This window comes from Pseudomonas sp. TWRC1-2 (assembly GCF_049896685.1).
In the GTDB taxonomy this organism is placed as follows: Bacteria; Pseudomonadota; Gammaproteobacteria; order Pseudomonadales; family Pseudomonadaceae; genus Aquipseudomonas.
Window position 1 is genome coordinate 194,601 of record NZ_JAFCUU010000009.1, and the last position, 16,087, is coordinate 210,687.

At 59.6% G+C, this 16,087-nt stretch carries 14 protein-coding genes; 9 read left to right on the plus strand and 5 right to left on the minus strand.

The genetic code is table 11. The annotated features are described in order from the left end of the window. Positions 1–333: 333 nt before the first annotated feature. On the plus strand, positions 334–1,590 hold the full coding sequence (gene icd / locus ACP7B3_RS24330; RefSeq protein WP_122729012.1) for an NADP-dependent isocitrate dehydrogenase: 1,257 nt from the start codon (positions 334–336) through the stop codon (positions 1,588–1,590). Positions 1,591–1,669: 79 nt separating this feature from the next. On the opposite strand, the gene cspD is transcribed toward icd, so the two are convergent. Next, positions 1,670–1,981, minus strand: a complete 312-nt coding sequence (gene cspD / locus ACP7B3_RS24335) for a cold shock domain-containing protein CspD (protein ID WP_145164692.1) — start codon at positions 1,979–1,981, stop codon at positions 1,670–1,672. Between the two features lie 223 nt (positions 1,982–2,204). On the opposite strand from cspD, the gene clpS reads away from it, so the two are divergent. Together clpS and clpA are read left to right on the plus strand one after the other, a co-directional pair. After that, positions 2,205–2,573 (plus strand): ATP-dependent Clp protease adapter ClpS, encoded by a 369-nt coding sequence (gene clpS, locus ACP7B3_RS24340; protein ID WP_005789091.1) that lies wholly within the window; start codon positions 2,205–2,207, stop codon positions 2,571–2,573. 29 nt (positions 2,574–2,602) lie between these two features. Next, on the plus strand, positions 2,603–4,873 hold the full coding sequence (clpA, locus tag ACP7B3_RS24345) for an ATP-dependent Clp protease ATP-binding subunit ClpA (RefSeq protein WP_106579861.1): 2,271 nt from the start codon (positions 2,603–2,605) through the stop codon (positions 4,871–4,873). A 220-nt stretch (positions 4,874–5,093) separates the two neighbouring features. On the opposite strand, the gene infA is transcribed toward clpA, so the two are convergent. The 3 genes from infA to aat all read right to left on the minus strand — a co-directional run bounded on the left by infA (position 5,094) and on the right by aat (position 6,857). Then, positions 5,094–5,312 (minus strand): translation initiation factor IF-1, encoded by a 219-nt coding sequence (infA, locus tag ACP7B3_RS24350; protein ID WP_002553999.1) that lies wholly within the window; start codon positions 5,310–5,312, stop codon positions 5,094–5,096. Between the two features lie 100 nt (positions 5,313–5,412). Next, complete coding sequence (locus tag ACP7B3_RS24355) at positions 5,413–6,120, minus strand: arginyltransferase (protein ID WP_426181394.1); 708 nt, start codon at positions 6,118–6,120, stop codon at positions 5,413–5,415. A 56-nt stretch (positions 6,121–6,176) separates the two neighbouring features. After that, positions 6,177–6,857 carry a leucyl/phenylalanyl-tRNA--protein transferase gene (gene aat, locus ACP7B3_RS24360; RefSeq protein ID WP_426181397.1) on the minus strand — a complete coding sequence of 227 codons (681 nt, stop codon included), beginning with the start codon at positions 6,855–6,857 and terminating at the stop codon, positions 6,177–6,179. Positions 6,858–7,355: 498 nt separating this feature from the next. Here aat and ACP7B3_RS24365 point away from each other — a divergent pair, with 498 nt between their 5' ends. From ACP7B3_RS24365 to cysG, 6 genes are read left to right on the plus strand one after another with little or no spacing between them, the layout of a single operon-like run. Then, positions 7,356–9,764, plus strand: a complete 2,409-nt coding sequence (locus tag ACP7B3_RS24365; protein WP_145164713.1) for a DNA translocase FtsK — start codon at positions 7,356–7,358, stop codon at positions 9,762–9,764. 54 nt (positions 9,765–9,818) lie between these two features. Further along, entirely contained in the window at positions 9,819–10,442 is a 624-nt protein-coding gene (lolA, locus tag ACP7B3_RS24370; RefSeq protein WP_106579857.1) for an outer membrane lipoprotein chaperone LolA, read from the plus strand. 27 nt (positions 10,443–10,469) lie between these two features. Then, entirely contained in the window at positions 10,470–11,792 is a 1,323-nt protein-coding gene (locus ACP7B3_RS24375) for a replication-associated recombination protein A (protein ID WP_106579856.1), read from the plus strand. Continuing rightward, positions 11,792–12,166, plus strand: a complete 375-nt coding sequence (crcB, locus tag ACP7B3_RS24380) for a fluoride efflux transporter CrcB (protein ID WP_034098661.1) — start codon at positions 11,792–11,794, stop codon at positions 12,164–12,166. Before ACP7B3_RS24375 ends, crcB begins: the two co-directional genes overlap by 1 nt. A gap of 15 nt (positions 12,167–12,181) precedes the next feature. Further along, on the plus strand, positions 12,182–13,462 hold the full coding sequence (gene serS / locus ACP7B3_RS24385) for a serine--tRNA ligase (protein ID WP_426181403.1): 1,281 nt from the start codon (positions 12,182–12,184) through the stop codon (positions 13,460–13,462). Then, positions 13,463–14,857, plus strand: a complete 1,395-nt coding sequence (gene cysG, locus ACP7B3_RS24390; RefSeq protein WP_426181406.1) for a siroheme synthase CysG — start codon at positions 13,463–13,465, stop codon at positions 14,855–14,857. A gap of 191 nt (positions 14,858–15,048) precedes the next feature. Here the strand turns inward: cysG and ACP7B3_RS24395 are convergent, their stop codons facing one another. Beyond that, positions 15,049–16,044 (minus strand): glutathione S-transferase family protein, encoded by a 996-nt coding sequence (locus ACP7B3_RS24395; protein WP_426181409.1) that lies wholly within the window; start codon positions 16,042–16,044, stop codon positions 15,049–15,051. Positions 16,045–16,087 lie beyond the last annotated feature (43 nt).

Sequence of the window (16,087 nt, forward strand, 5' to 3'; positions counted from 1 at the left end):
ATAGTCCTGCTTTCTGGCTGAAGGCTACTGTCTAGAGCGGTCAGCTGTCGTGACTCTTGGGTCAGCGGCGGCATTATACATACGTCGCTATGCTTACGCCGAGCCTTCATACAAAAGGTGCGTCGTCCATTGGTCTAAAGGTCGCAGGTTGCCAGGTGCGACTAACGTTGCGCGATGTGCTCAAGATTGGCGATTTTGCCTTTGCTTTCAGGCTTGTAGGCGACCAAATATGCTGTTTTCGATGCAAATGAGCGTGGCGTGAGGTTTCAGTCGCCATATATCTGGAGTAGGCTCGAACGCAGCCAGATGTTCAATCCATAGATGGAGTTCAGCATGGGATACAAGAAGATTCAGGTTCCGGCAGTCGGCGACAAAATCACCGTCAATGCAGACCATTCTCTCAATGTTCCTGACCAACCGATCATCCCTTATATAGAAGGCGACGGTATTGGCGTCGACATCAGCCCGGTGATGATCAAGGTGGTCGACGCCGCTGTTGAAAAGGCTTACGGCGGCAAGCGCAAGATCTCCTGGATGGAGGTTTACGCGGGCGAGAAAGCGACTCAAGTCTACGATCAGGACACCTGGCTGCCCCAGGAAACCCTGGATGCGGTCAAGGATTACGTGGTCTCCATCAAGGGGCCCCTGACCACGCCGGTCGGCGGTGGCATTCGTTCGTTGAACGTGGCCCTGCGTCAACAACTCGACCTGTATGTGTGCCTGCGCCCGGTGCGCTGGTTTGAAGGTGTGCCCAGCCCGGTCAAAAAGCCTGGCGATGTAGACATGACGATCTTTCGTGAGAACTCCGAGGATATTTACGCCGGCATCGAGTGGAAGGCCGGCTCGCCGGAAGCGATCAAGGTGATCAAGTTTCTCAAGGAAGAAATGGGCGTCACCAAGATCCGCTTCGACCAGGACTGCGGGATTGGCGTCAAGCCGGTCTCCAAAGAGGGCACCAAACGTCTGGCGCGTAAGGCCCTGCAATATGTGGTGGATAACGACCGTGATTCGCTGACCATTGTGCACAAAGGCAACATCATGAAGTTCACCGAGGGCGCCTTCAAAGAGTGGGCCTACGAAGTGGCGGCTGAAGAGTTTGGTGCGACGCTGCTCGACGGTGGGCCGTGGATGCAGTTCAAAAATCCTAAAACCGGCAAGAACGTGGTGGTCAAGGACGCCATTGCCGATGCCATGCTTCAGCAAATTCTGCTGCGTCCGGCCGAATATGACGTGATCGCGACCCTCAACCTGAACGGTGACTACCTTTCCGACGCCCTGGCGGCGGAGGTGGGGGGAATAGGTATTGCGCCGGGGGCCAACCTGTCCGATACCGTGGCGATGTTCGAAGCCACCCATGGCACGGCGCCCAAGTATGCGGGCAAGGATCAGGTCAACCCGGGCTCATTGATCCTGTCGGCGGAAATGATGCTGCGCCATATGGGCTGGACCGAAGCCGCCGACTTGATCATCAAGGGCACCAATGGCGCGATTTCGGCCAAGACCGTGACCTATGACTTCGAGCGCTTGATGGACGGCGCCAAGCTGGTGTCGTCATCGGGCTTTGGTGATGCGTTGATTTCGCATATGTAAATCGCGGGCCATAAAAAACCGGCCATTCTGAAGTCTCGGAATGGCCGGTTTTTTGTGGGGCACTTACTGAAAAAACTGATCAGGCCGTTTGCTTCTTCTTTGATTGAGTGGGCTGATCTGTCTTGAGCTTCTTTTCGTGCATTTCTTCAGGTGGCTGCGCCTCTGTTTGCGCCTCGGCCGCCGAGATTGCAACCGCGTGCAGTCCCTTGGGCCCCTGAATGGTTTCAAATGTCACTGCTTGGCCCGCTTTCAGCGTCTTGTACCCGTCCATGGTAATCGCTGAATAATGCGCAAAGAGATCTTCTTCGGGTTTTCCTTCTGCATTTATGAAACCGTAGCCTTTGGCATTGTTAAACCATTTGACCTTGCCATTGATCTTGACGCCAGACATACCATATCCCTCTGCACCAGACTCCATCACTGGAGTATCATCCAGTTTATCCGTCCTAACCCGAATAAATAAGGTTGACTGCGCGGACCTTTTTTACCCACTGTGGGCTCTATTGGTTGTAACACTGATTCGCCGATAGTCAAGGCGACCATTGGGTCAGAGTTGAAATTCTGACAGGTCGCCCCCATCACTGTACTTGAACCACTGACGAACCTTTCTTTCCATGCATGCAAACAGCCAGATTCGACTAACATTCAATCAGGATCGCCCCGATCAGGAACATGACGACGACGGTTCTGCGGGCATTGCTGTTCAGGAAGCGAAGCCTGCCTTACAGGCGCCGCCGATGTACAAGGTGGTTTTGTTCAATGATGACTACACACCGATGGATTTCGTGGTCGAAGTGCTCGAGGTGTTTTTTAACCTGAACCGCGAGTTGGCGACCAAGGTAATGCTGGCCGTTCACACAGAAGGACGGGCAGTATGTGGAGTGTTTACCCGCGACATCGCCGAGACAAAGGCCATGCAGGTCAACCAGTACGCCAGGGAAAGCCAGCATCCGCTACTCTGTGAAATCGAGAAGGACGGTTAACGCCGACCACTTGGGTATGAGGTGAAGCTATGTTAAACCGCGAGCTCGAAGTCACCCTCAATCTTGCCTTCAAGGAGGCCCGTTCGAAGCGTCATGAATTCATGACCGTCGAGCACCTGCTGCTGGCACTTTTGGATAACGAAGCTGCCGCCACCGTGCTACGTGCGTGCGGCGCCAACCTCGACAAACTCAAGCATGACCTGCAGGAGTTTATCGACTCCACTACGCCACTGATCCCCGTGCATGACGAGGACCGCGAAACCCAGCCAACCCTGGGCTTCCAGCGGGTCTTGCAGCGTGCGGTATTCCACGTCCAGAGCTCCGGCAAGCGTGAAGTCACAGGCGCCAATGTGCTTGTGGCTATCTTCAGCGAACAGGAAAGCCAGGCAGTGTTTCTGCTCAAGCAGCAGAGCGTTGCGCGTATTGATGTCGTCAACTACATCGCCCACGGTATCTCCAAGGTGCCAGGGCACGGCGATCATTCCGAGGGTGAGCAGGATATGCAGGACGACGAGGGCGGTGAGTCTTCTTCTTCAAGCAACCCGCTGGATGCCTATGCCAGCAACCTCAACGAGTTGGCGCGCCAGGGGCGGATCGATCCGCTGGTGGGCCGCGAGCTTGAAGTTGAGCGTGTAGCGCAGATCCTCGCGCGTCGTCGCAAAAACAACCCATTGCTGGTGGGCGAGGCGGGCGTGGGTAAAACCGCGATTGCTGAAGGCCTGGCCAAACGTATTGTCGATAACCAGGTGCCTGACCTGCTGGCCAACAGTGTCGTCTACTCCCTTGACCTGGGCGCATTGCTCGCCGGGACCAAGTACCGTGGCGACTTCGAGAAGCGCTTCAAAGCGCTGCTCGGTGAGCTGAAAAAGCGCCCGCAGGCGATCTTGTTTATCGATGAGATCCACACCATCATTGGTGCCGGTGCGGCTTCCGGTGGGGTGATGGACGCCTCCAACCTGCTCAAGCCGTTGCTGTCGTCGGGTGATATCCGCTGCATCGGTTCGACCACCTTCCAGGAATTTCGCGGGATCTTCGAGAAAGACCGCGCCTTGGCGCGTCGCTTCCAGAAAGTCGACGTGTCCGAGCCTTCGGTTGAAGACACCATCGGCATCCTGCGTGGGCTCAAGGGGCGTTTCGAAGCGCACCATGGCATCGAGTACACCGATGAGGCGTTGCGCGCAGCGGCCGAGCTGGCGTCACGCTACATCAATGACCGGCATATGCCGGACAAGGCTATCGACGTCATCGATGAGGCGGGTGCCTACCAGCGCCTGCAACCCGTCGAGAAGCGCGTGAAGCGCATCGACGTGCCTCAGGTCGAGGACATCGTGGCGAAGATCGCGCGGATTCCGCCAAAACACGTCACCAGTTCCGACAAGGAACTGCTGCGTAACCTGGAGCGTGACCTCAAGCTCACCGTGTTCGGTCAGGATGCGGCCATCGACTCGCTGTCCACCGCGATCAAGCTGTCGCGCGCGGGCCTCAAGTCGCCGGACAAGCCGGTCGGTTCGTTCCTGTTCGCAGGCCCTACCGGCGTCGGCAAAACCGAGGCGGCGCGGCAGTTGGCCAAGGCCATGGGCATTGAGCTGGTGCGCTTTGATATGTCCGAATACATGGAGCGCCACACGGTGTCGCGCCTGATCGGTGCGCCTCCGGGCTACGTCGGTTTCGACCAGGGCGGTCTGTTGACCGAAGCTATCACCAAGCAGCCGCATTGCGTGTTGCTGCTCGATGAAATCGAGAAGGCCCACCCGGAAGTCTTCAACCTGCTGCTGCAGGTCATGGACCACGGGACCCTGACTGATAACAACGGGCGCAAGGCGGACTTCCGCAACGTGATCGTGATCATGACCACCAACGCCGGTGCTGAAACCGCCGCGCGGGCTTCGATCGGCTTTACGCATCAGGATCATTCCTCTGATGCGATGGAAGTGATCAAGAAAAGCTTCACGCCGGAGTTCCGCAACCGCCTGGACACCATTATCCAGTTTGGTCGCCTCAGCCATGAGGTCATCAAAAGCGTGGTGGACAAGTTCCTTACCGAGCTTCAAGCGCAGTTGGAAGACAAGCGCGTGCAGCTGGACGTAACGGACGCGGCGCGCAATTGGTTGGCGGAGGGTGGTTACGACGCGGCAATGGGCGCTCGCCCAATGGCACGTCTGATCCAGGACAAGATCAAGCGGCCACTGGCCGAAGAGATCCTGTTCGGCGAGCTCTCCGACCATGGTGGCGTGGTGCATATCGATCTGAAGGACGGCGAGCTGACCTTCGATTTCGAAACCACGGCCGAAATGGCCTGATATCGCTGACCGCAACAAAGCAAAAAGGCGCCCAAGGGCGCCTTTTTGCTGTCTGTCTCAAGCACTGAAGATCAACTGTGGGAGCTGGCTTGCCTGCGATTGGATGGGTCAGTCAGCGACGCGCTTACTGTCATACCGCTATCGCCAGGCAAGCAACTCCCTTATTAATCGCGCACACACAAAAACGCCCGGCAGAACCGGGCGTTTTGTATTGACTTGATTAACGAGCGCGGTAAGTGATGCGCCCTTTGCTCAAGTCATAGGGCGTCAGCTCGACGCGCACCTTGTCACCGGTAAGAATACGAATGTAGTTCTTGCGCATCTTGCCGGAGATATGCGCGGTTACGACGTGCCCATTTTCCAACTCCACACGAAACATGGTGTTGGGCAGGGTGTCGACGACAGTGCCTTCCATTTCGAAGCTGTCTTCTTTCGACATGCAGTAAAGCCCTCGGTATCCAGTGAATGGCCCGGTGCAACTGCGCCAGGCAAAAGCGGCGTGCATTGTGCCCGAAAAAGGGTGTTTAAGCCAAGGGGTTCTAGTTAAGCGTGACCCATCTTTGATTAATAAGTAGCTCAATCGGCCGATATTGGGTCTTGTAGTTCATCTTTTTGCAGTTTTTTATCCAGTAACCGAGGTACACCGCCTCCAGTTCCAGGCGCAAGGCTTCACCGATTTGCCACAAAATTGCAAAGCGTCCCAGGCTGCGACGTTCTTCGCTTGGCTCGTAGAACGTGTACACCGCGGACAGGCCGTTGGGCAGCAGATCGGTCACGGCCACCGCCAGCAGGCGTCCGTTAAGGCGAAACTCATAGAACCGAGAAAACGGCAGGTCGCGCACCAGGAACGTCGAAAACTGATCGCGACTGGGTGGGAACATATCGCCGTCGGCATGGCGTTGTTCGATGTAGCGCTGGTAGAGATCGAAATATTCTTCGCTGTACTGAGGCTTGGTGGCGGTCACCGTCAGGTCGGCATTGCGCTTGAGGATGCGTTTCTGGTTACGGTCCGGCAAAAACTGCGCAGCCGGGATGCGTGCCGGCACGCAAGCATTGCAGTTCTGGCAATGGGGGCGGTACAGGTGATCGCCGCTGCGCCGAAAACCCATCTCTGACAGGTCGGCGTATACGTGCACGTCCATTGGCTGGCTGGGGTCGAGGAACAGCGTGGTGGCCTGCTCGTCGGGCAGATAGCTGCAAGAGTGGGCTTGAGTGGCATAAAACTTCAAGCGCGCCAGCTCGGTCATGATCAACCCTCGGGATAAGCTTTGAAATAAGTGTAAGCCAGGTGCGAGAAAGTCGCCTAGGAAACCCACGGTCCAGAGCTGGGTTGGTCCAAATGGTTGCGCAGGAAGGCCGCGAAATCACTGCGCGGTATGGCGCGCGCGCCAAGGCTGTGCAGGTGATCATTGGGCATCTGGCAGTCGATCAACACAAAACCCCAGGCCTGCAACTGCCGGGTCAGGGTAGCGAAACCGAATTTCGACGCGTTGTCGGCACGGCTGAACATGGATTCGCCAAAGAACAATTGGCCCATCGCCAGCCCATACAGACCGCCAACCAGTTCGCCGTCATCCCACACTTCCACCGAGTGCGCGTAGCCGCGCTGGTGCAGCTCCAGGTAGGCGCTCTGGATGCCCTCGGTGATCCAGGTGCCATCGGCGTAGCTGCGCGGTGCGGCGCACGCCTGGATGACGGCAGCGAAGTCCTGGTCGAACGTCACGCGATAACGCTGCTGGCGCAGCAGTTTGCCGAGGCTGCGCGAGACATGCAGTTCGTCGGGGAATATCACGGTGCGCGGGTCTGGTGACCACCAAAGAATCGGCTGGCCTTGCGAGAACCATGGAAAGCAGCCATGGCGGTAAGCCTCGATCAGGCGTTCGGCCGACAAGTCGCCGCCGGCGGCAAGCAGGCCATTGGGTTCGCGCATGGCCTTGGCCAGCGGCGGAAAAGTCAGGGAGTCGCGTTGCAACCAGGTCAGCATGGCATCCAGGCTTACGGAAGGGGAGGGGAGTGGCAGACGAGTCGCCTGCCGCGGCAGGGGTGATTATTGTCGACACAGCGCTGTGGGGCCAGCCCGAATCGGGGATCGACGAGGATTAGCGTGAGCGCGTGTTTCTGCAACTCTGTGCCCGAGGCGCGGTCGTAATCGGGTCCAGGCAATGCAGGCCATTTGCCAAGCTTGCCTGGATTGCTAAAAACAGCTCATAAGCCTTTGTCAGCAAAGACAATGCATGTTCAAATTGAACATGCTGTGACACTTCATTTGTCTATGCTGCTCAGTGATCGGCAAGGGCGTGGCATCGCGGGCGCAAACCCGTACAATGCGGCCATTGTGGCGTTATCGCCATTTCACCCTTTCATCACCCAGTGTTAAAAGTAGATTCAGCGACGTTCGTTCATTTTTCAGCCGCTCGGATTGAGCGGTAGTGTGCAGTCATTCAACAGATGGACGCGCTAAAGGCGCAGGAAAAGACCCGTTTTGAAGAAATCCGCCGCAACACCTAAAGCAGCAGTCGTGCCGGCCTGGCGCCAGCACCTGCACTACCGACTCAAGGAAGGGGCGCTGATCGCCATCGGCGCCCTGTGCCTGTTCCTGATGATGGCCTTGCTGACCTATGGCAAGGACGATCCGGGCTGGAGCCACAACAGCAAGATCGAAGACGTGCAGAACTTCGGTGGACCTGCCGGTTCCTACAGCGCCGACATTCTGTTCATGGTGCTGGGTTACTTCGCGTACATCTTCCCGCTGTTGCTGGCGATCAAGACCTGGCAGATCTTCCGCCAGCGCCACGAGCCGTGGCAGTGGAGCGGCTGGCTGTTCTCCTGGCGCTTGATCGGCCTGGTGTTTCTGGTGCTGTCCGGTGCGGCCCTGGCGCACATCCACTTTCATGCGCCTACCGGTTTGCCGGCGGGCGCGGGCGGTGCGCTGGGCGAGAGCCTTGGCGACCTGGCGCGCAAGAGCCTGAATATCCAGGGCAGCACCTTGATGTTTATCGCGCTGTTCCTGTTCGGCCTGACGGTGTTCACCGACTTGTCGTGGTTCAAGGTGATGGACGTCACCGGCAAGATCACCCTCGACCTGCTCGAATTGTTCCAGGGTGCGGCCAACCGCTGGTGGTCGGCGCGTGTTGATCGCAAGCGCATGGTGGCGCAGCTGCGTGAGGTGGATACCCGCGTCAATGAGGTCGTGGCCCCGACCACGCCGGACCGGCGCGAGCAGGCCAAGGTCAAGGAGCGCCTGATCGAGCGCGAGCAAGCCCTGAGCAAACATATGTCGGACCGCGAGAAGCAGGTGCCGCCGGTGATCGCCCCGGCGCCGCCCAAGGCTCCCGAGCCGAGCCATCGCGTACAGAAAGAGAAACAAGCCCCGTTGTTTATCGACAGCGCCGTGGAAGGCACCTTGCCGCCGATCTCGATTCTCGACCCGGCCGAAAAGAAACAACTCAATTATTCCCCGGAATCCCTGGCGGCCGTCGGCCATCTGCTGGAAATCAAACTCAAGGAATTCGGCGTCGAAGTTTCCGTCGACTCGATCCACCCGGGCCCGGTTATTACCCGTTACGAAATCCAGCCCGCCGCCGGCGTCAAGGTCAGCCGCATTTCCAACCTGGCCAAAGACTTGGCCCGCTCCCTGGCTGTGACCAGCGTGCGGGTGGTGGAAGTGATCCCCGGCAAGACCACCGTGGGCATCGAGATTCCCAATGAAGACCGGCAGATCGTGCGCTTCTCCGAAGTGCTGTCGACGCCGGAATACGACAACTTCAAATCGCCGGTCACCCTGGCCCTGGGCCATGACATCGGCGGCAAGCCGGTGATCACCGACCTGGCGAAAATGCCGCACTTGCTGGTTGCCGGTACCACCGGTTCCGGTAAGTCGGTAGGCGTGAACGCGATGATCCTGTCGATCCTGTTCAAGTCCGGCCCGGATGACGCCAAGCTGATCATGATCGACCCGAAGATGTTGGAATTGTCGATCTACGAAGGCATTCCGCACCTGCTCTGCCCGGTGGTCACCGACATGAAGGACGCCGCCAACGCCTTGCGCTGGAGCGTGGCCGAGATGGAGCGCCGCTACAAGCTGATGGCGAAGATGGGCGTACGAAACCTGTCCGGCTTCAACGCCAAGGTCAAGGAAGCCCAGGACGCCGGCACGCCGCTGACCGACCCACTGTACAAGCGCGAAAATATCCACGACGAAGCGCCGCTGCTGACCAAGCTGCCGACCATCGTGGTCGTGGTCGACGAATTTGCCGACATGATGATGATCGTCGGCAAGAAGGTTGAAGAGCTGATCGCACGTATCGCCCAGAAAGCCCGGGCTGCCGGCATTCACCTGATCCTGGCGACCCAGCGGCCATCGGTGGACGTGATCACGGGTCTGATCAAGGCCAACATCCCGACGCGCATGGCGTTCCAGGTTTCCAGCAAGATCGACTCGCGCACCATCATCGACCAGGGCGGCGCCGAGCAACTGTTGGGTCACGGTGACATGCTCTACATGCCGCCCGGCACCAGCCTGCCGATCCGGGTTCACGGCGCGTTCGTTTCCGATGACGAAGTACACCGCGTGGTGGAAGCCTGGAAACTGCGCGGCGCGCCGGAATACAACGACGACATCCTCGCCGGTGTCGAAGAGGCCGGCAGCGGCTTCGACGGTGGCAGCAGCGGTGGCGACGACGACGCCGAGACCGACGCGCTGTACGACGAAGCCGTGGCGTTCGTGCTTGAAAGCCGCCGTGCCTCGATCTCTGCGGTACAGCGCAAACTGAAAATCGGCTACAACCGCGCCGCCCGCATGATCGAAGCCATGGAAAACGCTGGCGTCGTGACCGCAATGAACACCAACGGCTCGCGCGAAGTCATCGCCCCCGGGCAGATGCGCGACTGATCTCGTGCCGAGTGGCAGCACGCGGCTCGCCTTAACGACTCAATGAGGACTCCCATGCGTCTTATCCGCATGCTGTTGTTGCCAGCCCTGGCCCTGACTGCTGTTTCGGCCCACGCTGATCCGGCCTCCGTGGCCAGCCTGACCAACCTGTTGGACAAATCCAAGACCCTGACGGCGCGCTTTTCCCAGTTGACCCTGGATGGCGGCGGCACCCAGTTGCAGGAAACCGCCGGTGAAATGGCCGTGCAGCGTCCGGGCCTGTTCTACTGGAAAACCGACGCGCCGAACGAGCAGACCATCGTCTCCGACGGCCAGAAAGTCACCTTGTGGGACCCGGACCTGGAGCAGGCGACCATCAAAAAGCTCGACCCGCGCCTGAATCAGACGCCGGCGCTGCTGCTGTCGGGCGATGTGTCGAAAATCAGCGACAGTTTTGATATCACCTCCAAGCAAACCAGCAACGTGATTGAGTTCACCCTCAAGCCTAAGTCCAAGGACACGTTGTTCGACAGCCTGCAGCTGTCGTTTGGCAATGGCGTGATCAACAACATGCGCCTGATCGACAGCGTTGGTCAGCGCACCGATATCCTGTTCTCTGCGGTCAAGGCCAACGGCGTTGTCGATGCCTCCAAGTTCAAGTTCGTCATACCCAAGGGTGCCGACGTGATCCAGGAATAAACTGTTTAGAGGTTTCAAGCGCTGCCCATGGATTTGTTTCGAAGTGACCCGATTGCTCAACCCTTGGCCGCGCGTTTGCGTTCGACCAACCTGGACGAGTACGTCGGGCAAGAACACCTGCTCGCTCGCGGCAAGCCATTGCGCGAAGCCCTGGAGCAGGGTGCGCTGCACTCGATGATTTTCTGGGGGCCGCCGGGCGTGGGTAAAACCACCCTGGCGCGCTTGCTGGCGAAGGTCTCGGATGCGCACTTCGAAACGGTTTCGGCGGTGTTGGCGGGGGTCAAGGAGATCCGCCAGGCGGTTGAGGTGGCCAAGCAGCAGGCCGGGCAATACGGCAAGCGCACCATCCTGTTCGTTGATGAGGTGCACCGCTTCAACAAGTCGCAGCAGGATGCGTTTTTGCCGTATGTCGAGGACGGCACGCTGATTTTTATCGGCGCCACCACCGAAAACCCGTCGTTTGAACTCAACAACGCGCTGCTGTCGCGGGCGCGGGTCTATGTGCTCAAGAGCCTGGACGAAGCGGCGATGCGCAAGCTGTTGCAGCGTGCATTGAGCGAAGACAAGGGCCTGGGCAAGCGCCAGCTCAGCCTCAGCGACGAAGGCTTCAAGATTTTGATGAGCGCCGCCGATGGCGACGGTCGTCGCTTTCTCAACCTGCTGGAAAACGCGTCGGATCTGGCCGAAGACCACAGCGAGATCGGCGTCGACCTCCTGCAAAGCCTGCTGGGCGACACCCGCCGGCGCTTCGACAAGGGCGGCGAAGCCTTCTACGACCAGATCTCGGCGCTGCACAAATCCGTACGTGGCTCCAACCCTGACGGCGCGCTTTACTGGTTTGCGCGGATGATCGACGGCGGCTGCGACCCGTTGTACCTGGCGCGCCGTGTGGTGCGCATGGCCAGCGAAGACATCGGCAATGCCGACCCGCGCGCTCTGAGCCTGTGCCTCGCCGCCTGGGAAGTGCAGGAACGCCTCGGCAGCCCGGAAGGCGAGTTGGCGGTGGCGCAGGCCATCACTTACTTGGCGTGCGCACCCAAAAGCAACGCCGTGTACATGGGCTTCAAGTCGGCCCTGCGCGCCGCGGCCGAACACGGCTCGCTGGAAGTGCCGTTGCACCTGCGCAACGCCCCGACCAAGCTGATGAAGCAATTGGGCTACGGCGACGAATACCGCTATGCCCATGACGAGCCGGACGCCTATGCCGCCGGTGAAGATTATTTTCCCGATGAGCTTGAGCCGCAGCCGTTCTACCAGCCGGTGCCCCGTGGGCTGGAGCTGAAGATTGGTGAAAAGCTCAATCACCTCGCCCAACTCGATCGCCTCAGCCCCAAACAGCGGAGAAAGTAGTGCTCAAGACCATTCTTGCCGTGTCCGTAGCCGGCATCGCTGGTACATTATTGCGTTTCGCCACCGGTACGTGGGTGAGCGCCAATTGGCCCAAGCATTTTTATGCGGCGACCCTGGCGGTCAACCTGGTGGGTTGCTTGATCATCGGGCTGTTGTACGGCTGGTTCCTGTTGCGCCCGGAAGTGCCGATTGAGATTCGCGCCGGCTTGATTGTCGGCTTTGTAGGCGGTCTGACGACCTTTTCATCCTTTTCACTGGATACGCTGCGCCTGCTGGAAAGCGGGCAAGCCCTGGTCGCCTTCGGCTACTTGGGCATCAGCGTGTTCGGCGGGCTGCTCGCCACCTGGGCTGGCCTGTCCTTGACCAAACTTTGATAACGAGAGACCGACATGCTCGATTCCAAACTGTTACGTAGCAACCTTCAGGACGTAGCGGACCGCCTGGCATCCCGTGGCTTTGCCTTGGATGTTGCGCGCATCGAAGCGCTGGAAGAACAGCGCAAGACCGTCCAGACCCGCACCGAAGCACTGCAGGCTGAGCGCAATGCACGTTCCAAATCCATCGGTCAGGCCAAGCAGCGCGGCGAAGACATTGCGCCGCTGATGGCCGACGTCGAGCGTATGGGCACTGAGCTGTCCGACGGCAAAGTCGAGCTGGAAGGCATTCAGAGCGAGCTGGACTCGATCATGCTGGGCATCCCCAACCTGCCGCACGAATCGGTGCCGATTGGCGAAGACGAAGACGGCAACGTCGAGGTGCGCCGCTGGGGCACGCCCAAGGTCTTTGATTTCGAGATCAAGGACCACGTTGCACTCGGCGAGCTGACCGGTGGCCTGGATTTTGAAACCGCCGCCAAAATGTCCGGCGCACGCTTTGCCTTGCTGCGCGGCCCGATCGCGCGCATGCACCGCGCCCTGGCGCAGTTCATGATCAACCTGCACACCGCCGAGCACGGCTACGAAGAGGCCTACACCCCGTACCTGGTGCAGGCGCCGGCGCTGATGGGCACCAGCCAGCTGCCGAAATTCGAAGAAGACCTGTTCAAGATCAGCCGCGACGGCGAAGCCGACCTGTACCTGATCCCGACGGCCGAAGTGTCGCTGACCAACATCGTCGCCGGCGAGATCCTCGACGCCAAGCAGCTGCCGATCAAGTTCGTGGCCCACAGCCCGTGCTTTCGCAGTGAAGCCGGTGCTTCGGGGCGCGATACCCGCGGCATGATCCGCCAGCACCAGTTCGACAAAGTCGAGATGGTGCAAGTGGTCGAGCCGTCGACCTCGATGGAAGCCCTGGAAGGCCTGACCGCCAACGCCGAGCGCGTGCTGCAACTGCTGGAGCTGCCGTACCGCGTCTTGGCGCTGTGCACCGGCGACATGGGTTTCAGTGCCGTGAAGACCTACGACCTCGAAGTGTGGGTGCCGAGCCAGGACAAATACCGTGAGATTTCGTCGTGCTCCAACTGCGGTGACTTCCAGGCCCGTCGCATGCAGGCGCGTTTCCGCAACCCGGAAACCGGCAAGCCGGAGCTGGTGCACACCCTCAACGGTTCGGGTCTGGCCGTCGGCCGTACGCTCGTAGCCGTGTTGGAAAACTACCAGCAGGCTGACGGTTCGATTCGTGTACCTGAAGTGCTCAAGCCTTACATGGCGGGCGTTGAGGTCATCGGCTAAATGGAATTTCTGCCGCTGTTTCATAACCTGCGCGGCAGTCGTGTGTTGGTCGTCGGTGGCGGGGAGATTGCCTTGCGCAAATCCCGGCTGCTGGCCGACGCCGGTGCGTTGTTGCGGGTGGTTGCTCCCCAGATCGAAGACCAGTTGCGTGAACTGGTACTGGGCAGTGGCGGGGAACTGATTTTGCGCGGTTATCAGGAGCCCGACCTCGACGGTTGCACCCTGATCATCGCCGCGACCGACGACGAGCCGCTGAACGCGCAAGTGTCCAGTGATGCCAAGCGTCGCTGCGTGCCGGTCAACGTGGTGGACGCGCCAGCCTTGTGCAGCGTGATCTTCCCGGCGATTGTCGACCGTTCGCCCTTGGTGATTGCAGTGTCCAGTGGCGGCGATGCGCCGGTGCTGGCACGCCTGATCCGCGCCAAGCTGGAAACCTGGATTCCGTCCACCTATGGCCAATTGGCCGGGTTGGCGGCGCGTTTTCGTGCCCAGGTCAAAGGTTTGTATCCGGATGTGCAGCAGCGTCGCGCGTTCTGGGAAGAAGTTTTCCAGGGCCCGATTGCCGACCGTCAGTTGGCCGGGCAGGGCGATGAAGCCGAGCGCCTGCTGATCGAAAAGGTCAACGGGAAACCGCCGCATGCGCCGGGCGAAGTTTACCTGGTGGGCGCAGGCCCGGGTGATCCGGACCTGCTGACCTTCCGCGCCTTGCGCCTGATGCAGCAAGCCGACGTGGTGCTGTACGACCGCTTGGTGGCGCCGGCGATTCTTGAACTGTGCCGTCGCGATGCCGAACGGGTTTACGTCGGCAAGCGTCGCGCCGACCACGCCGTGCCGCAGGACCAGATCAACCAGCAATTGGTGGACTTGGCCAAGCAAGGCAAGCGTGTGCTGCGTCTCAAGGGTGGCGATCCGTTCATCTTTGGCCGTGGTGGCGAAGAGATCGAAGAGTTGGCGGCCCACGGCATTCCGTTTCAGGTGGTGCCGGGTATCACGGCGGCCAGTGGTTGCGCGGCGTATGCGGGGATTCCGCTGACCCATCGCGACTATGCGCAGTCGGTGCGGTTTATCACCGGGCATTTGAAAAACGGCACCTCGGACCTGCCTTGGCATGATCTCGTTGGCCCCTCGCAGACCTTGGTGTTTTACATGGGCTTGATCGGCTTGCCGATCATCTGCGAGCAGCTGATCAAGCATGGGCGCTCGGCGGATACGCCGGCGGCGTTGATCCAGCAGGGCACCACCTCCAACCAGCGTGTCTTCACCGGCACCCTGGCGGATTTGCCGCGCATGGTGGCGGAGCATGAAGTGCATGCGCCAACACTGGTGATCGTCGGTGAAGTGGTGGAGTTGCGCGAAAAGCTGAAGTGGTTCGAAGGCGCACAATCCCAGGTCTGACACCGCCCTTGAGTGCGTGATTTGAGTGTGGCGAGCGGGCTTGCCTCGCGTTGGGCTGCGCAGCAGCCCTAAAGCCAGACACCGCGGTTTGCTTGGCAGAACGCGGTGTTTTTACGGGGGCTGCTGCGCAGCCCAACGCGGGGCAAGCCCGCTCGCCACGAAAGCCCAATCGCTACCGGAAGAGGGCGGTGTCAGTTCCAGACGGCCTTACCGCTCAGCCGCTCGCGATCATGCCCGGCATCAAAACTCTGCAACGGCCCTTTCGGCACAATCCCCGTCGGATTGATGGTGCGATGGCTCGCGTAGTAATGCCCCTTGATATGCGCAAAATCCACCGTCTCGGCCACGCCTGGCCACTGATACATCTCCCTCAGCCAGTTCGACAAACTCGGGTAATCGGCAATCCGCCGCAGGTTGCATTTGAAGTGGCTGTAATACACCGCATCAAAGCGAATCAGCGTGGTGAACAGCCGCACATCGGCTTCGGTCAGGTATTCGCCGGCCAAGTAGCGGTGCTTACCCAAGTGCTGCTCCAGGTGGTCCAGTTCGGCAAACACATCGTCAAACGCGCTTTCATAAGCCTTTTGCGAGGTGGCGAAGCCTGCGCGGTACACGCCGTTGTTCACCGCGGGATAGATGCGCTCGTTCAGCGCGTCAATCGTCTGGCGAAGCCCCTCGGGATAGAAGTCCAGCGTGTTGCCGGTCAGGTGGTTGAACGCGCTGTTGAACATGCGGATGATCTCCGCCGACTCATTACTGACGATGCGCTTGAGCTTCTTGTCCCACAGCACCGGCACGGTCACGCGGCCAGTGTAGTCGGCGGTGTCGGCGGTGTAGCGCTGATGCATGTAGGCAAAATCGTCGAGCTTGTCGCCGGTAGAGCCGTGGGACTTGTCGAAGGTCCAGCCGTTTTCCAGCATCAACCAACTGACCACGGACACCTCGATCAGGCTTTCCAGGCCCTTGAGCTTGCGCAGGATGAGCGTGCGATGCGCCCAGGGGCAGGCGAGGGAAACATACAGGTGGTAGCGACCGGCTTCGGCCTTGAAGCCACCTTCGCCACTCGGGCCGGGCTCACCGTCGGCGGTCACCCAATTGCGGCGCTGTGCCTGCTCGCGTTGGAAAGCGCCGTCTGCGCTACTTTCGTACCATTGGTCTTTCCAGTGTCCTTCGATCAGCAAACCCATGACTGGCTCCTCGGCTAATAAGCGTTGGAGGCCAGTGTAAAGG

Excerpts from the sequence above, each read along its gene's own strand:
- icd (WP_122729012.1), top strand. The coding sequence starts at position 334 with ATGGGATACAAGAAGATTCAGGTTCCGGCAGTCGGCGACAAAATCACC.
- cspD (WP_145164692.1), bottom strand. The coding sequence starts at position 1,981 with ATGTCTGGCGTCAAGATCAATGGCAAGGTCAAATGGTTTAACAATGCC.
- clpS (WP_005789091.1), top strand. The coding sequence starts at position 2,205 with ATGCATGCAAACAGCCAGATTCGACTAACATTCAATCAGGATCGCCCC.
- clpA (WP_106579861.1), top strand. The coding sequence starts at position 2,603 with ATGTTAAACCGCGAGCTCGAAGTCACCCTCAATCTTGCCTTCAAGGAG.
- infA (WP_002553999.1), bottom strand. The coding sequence starts at position 5,312 with ATGTCGAAAGAAGACAGCTTCGAAATGGAAGGCACTGTCGTCGACACC.
- ACP7B3_RS24355 (WP_426181394.1), bottom strand. The coding sequence starts at position 6,120 with ATGACCGAGCTGGCGCGCTTGAAGTTTTATGCCACTCAAGCCCACTCT.
- aat (WP_426181397.1), bottom strand. The coding sequence starts at position 6,857 with ATGCTGACCTGGTTGCAACGCGACTCCCTGACTTTTCCGCCGCTGGCC.
- lolA (WP_106579857.1), top strand. The coding sequence starts at position 9,819 with ATGCGTCTTATCCGCATGCTGTTGTTGCCAGCCCTGGCCCTGACTGCT.
- ACP7B3_RS24375 (WP_106579856.1), top strand. The coding sequence starts at position 10,470 with ATGGATTTGTTTCGAAGTGACCCGATTGCTCAACCCTTGGCCGCGCGT.
- serS (WP_426181403.1), top strand. The coding sequence starts at position 12,182 with ATGCTCGATTCCAAACTGTTACGTAGCAACCTTCAGGACGTAGCGGAC.
- cysG (WP_426181406.1), top strand. The coding sequence starts at position 13,463 with ATGGAATTTCTGCCGCTGTTTCATAACCTGCGCGGCAGTCGTGTGTTG.
- ACP7B3_RS24395 (WP_426181409.1), bottom strand. The coding sequence starts at position 16,044 with ATGGGTTTGCTGATCGAAGGACACTGGAAAGACCAATGGTACGAAAGT.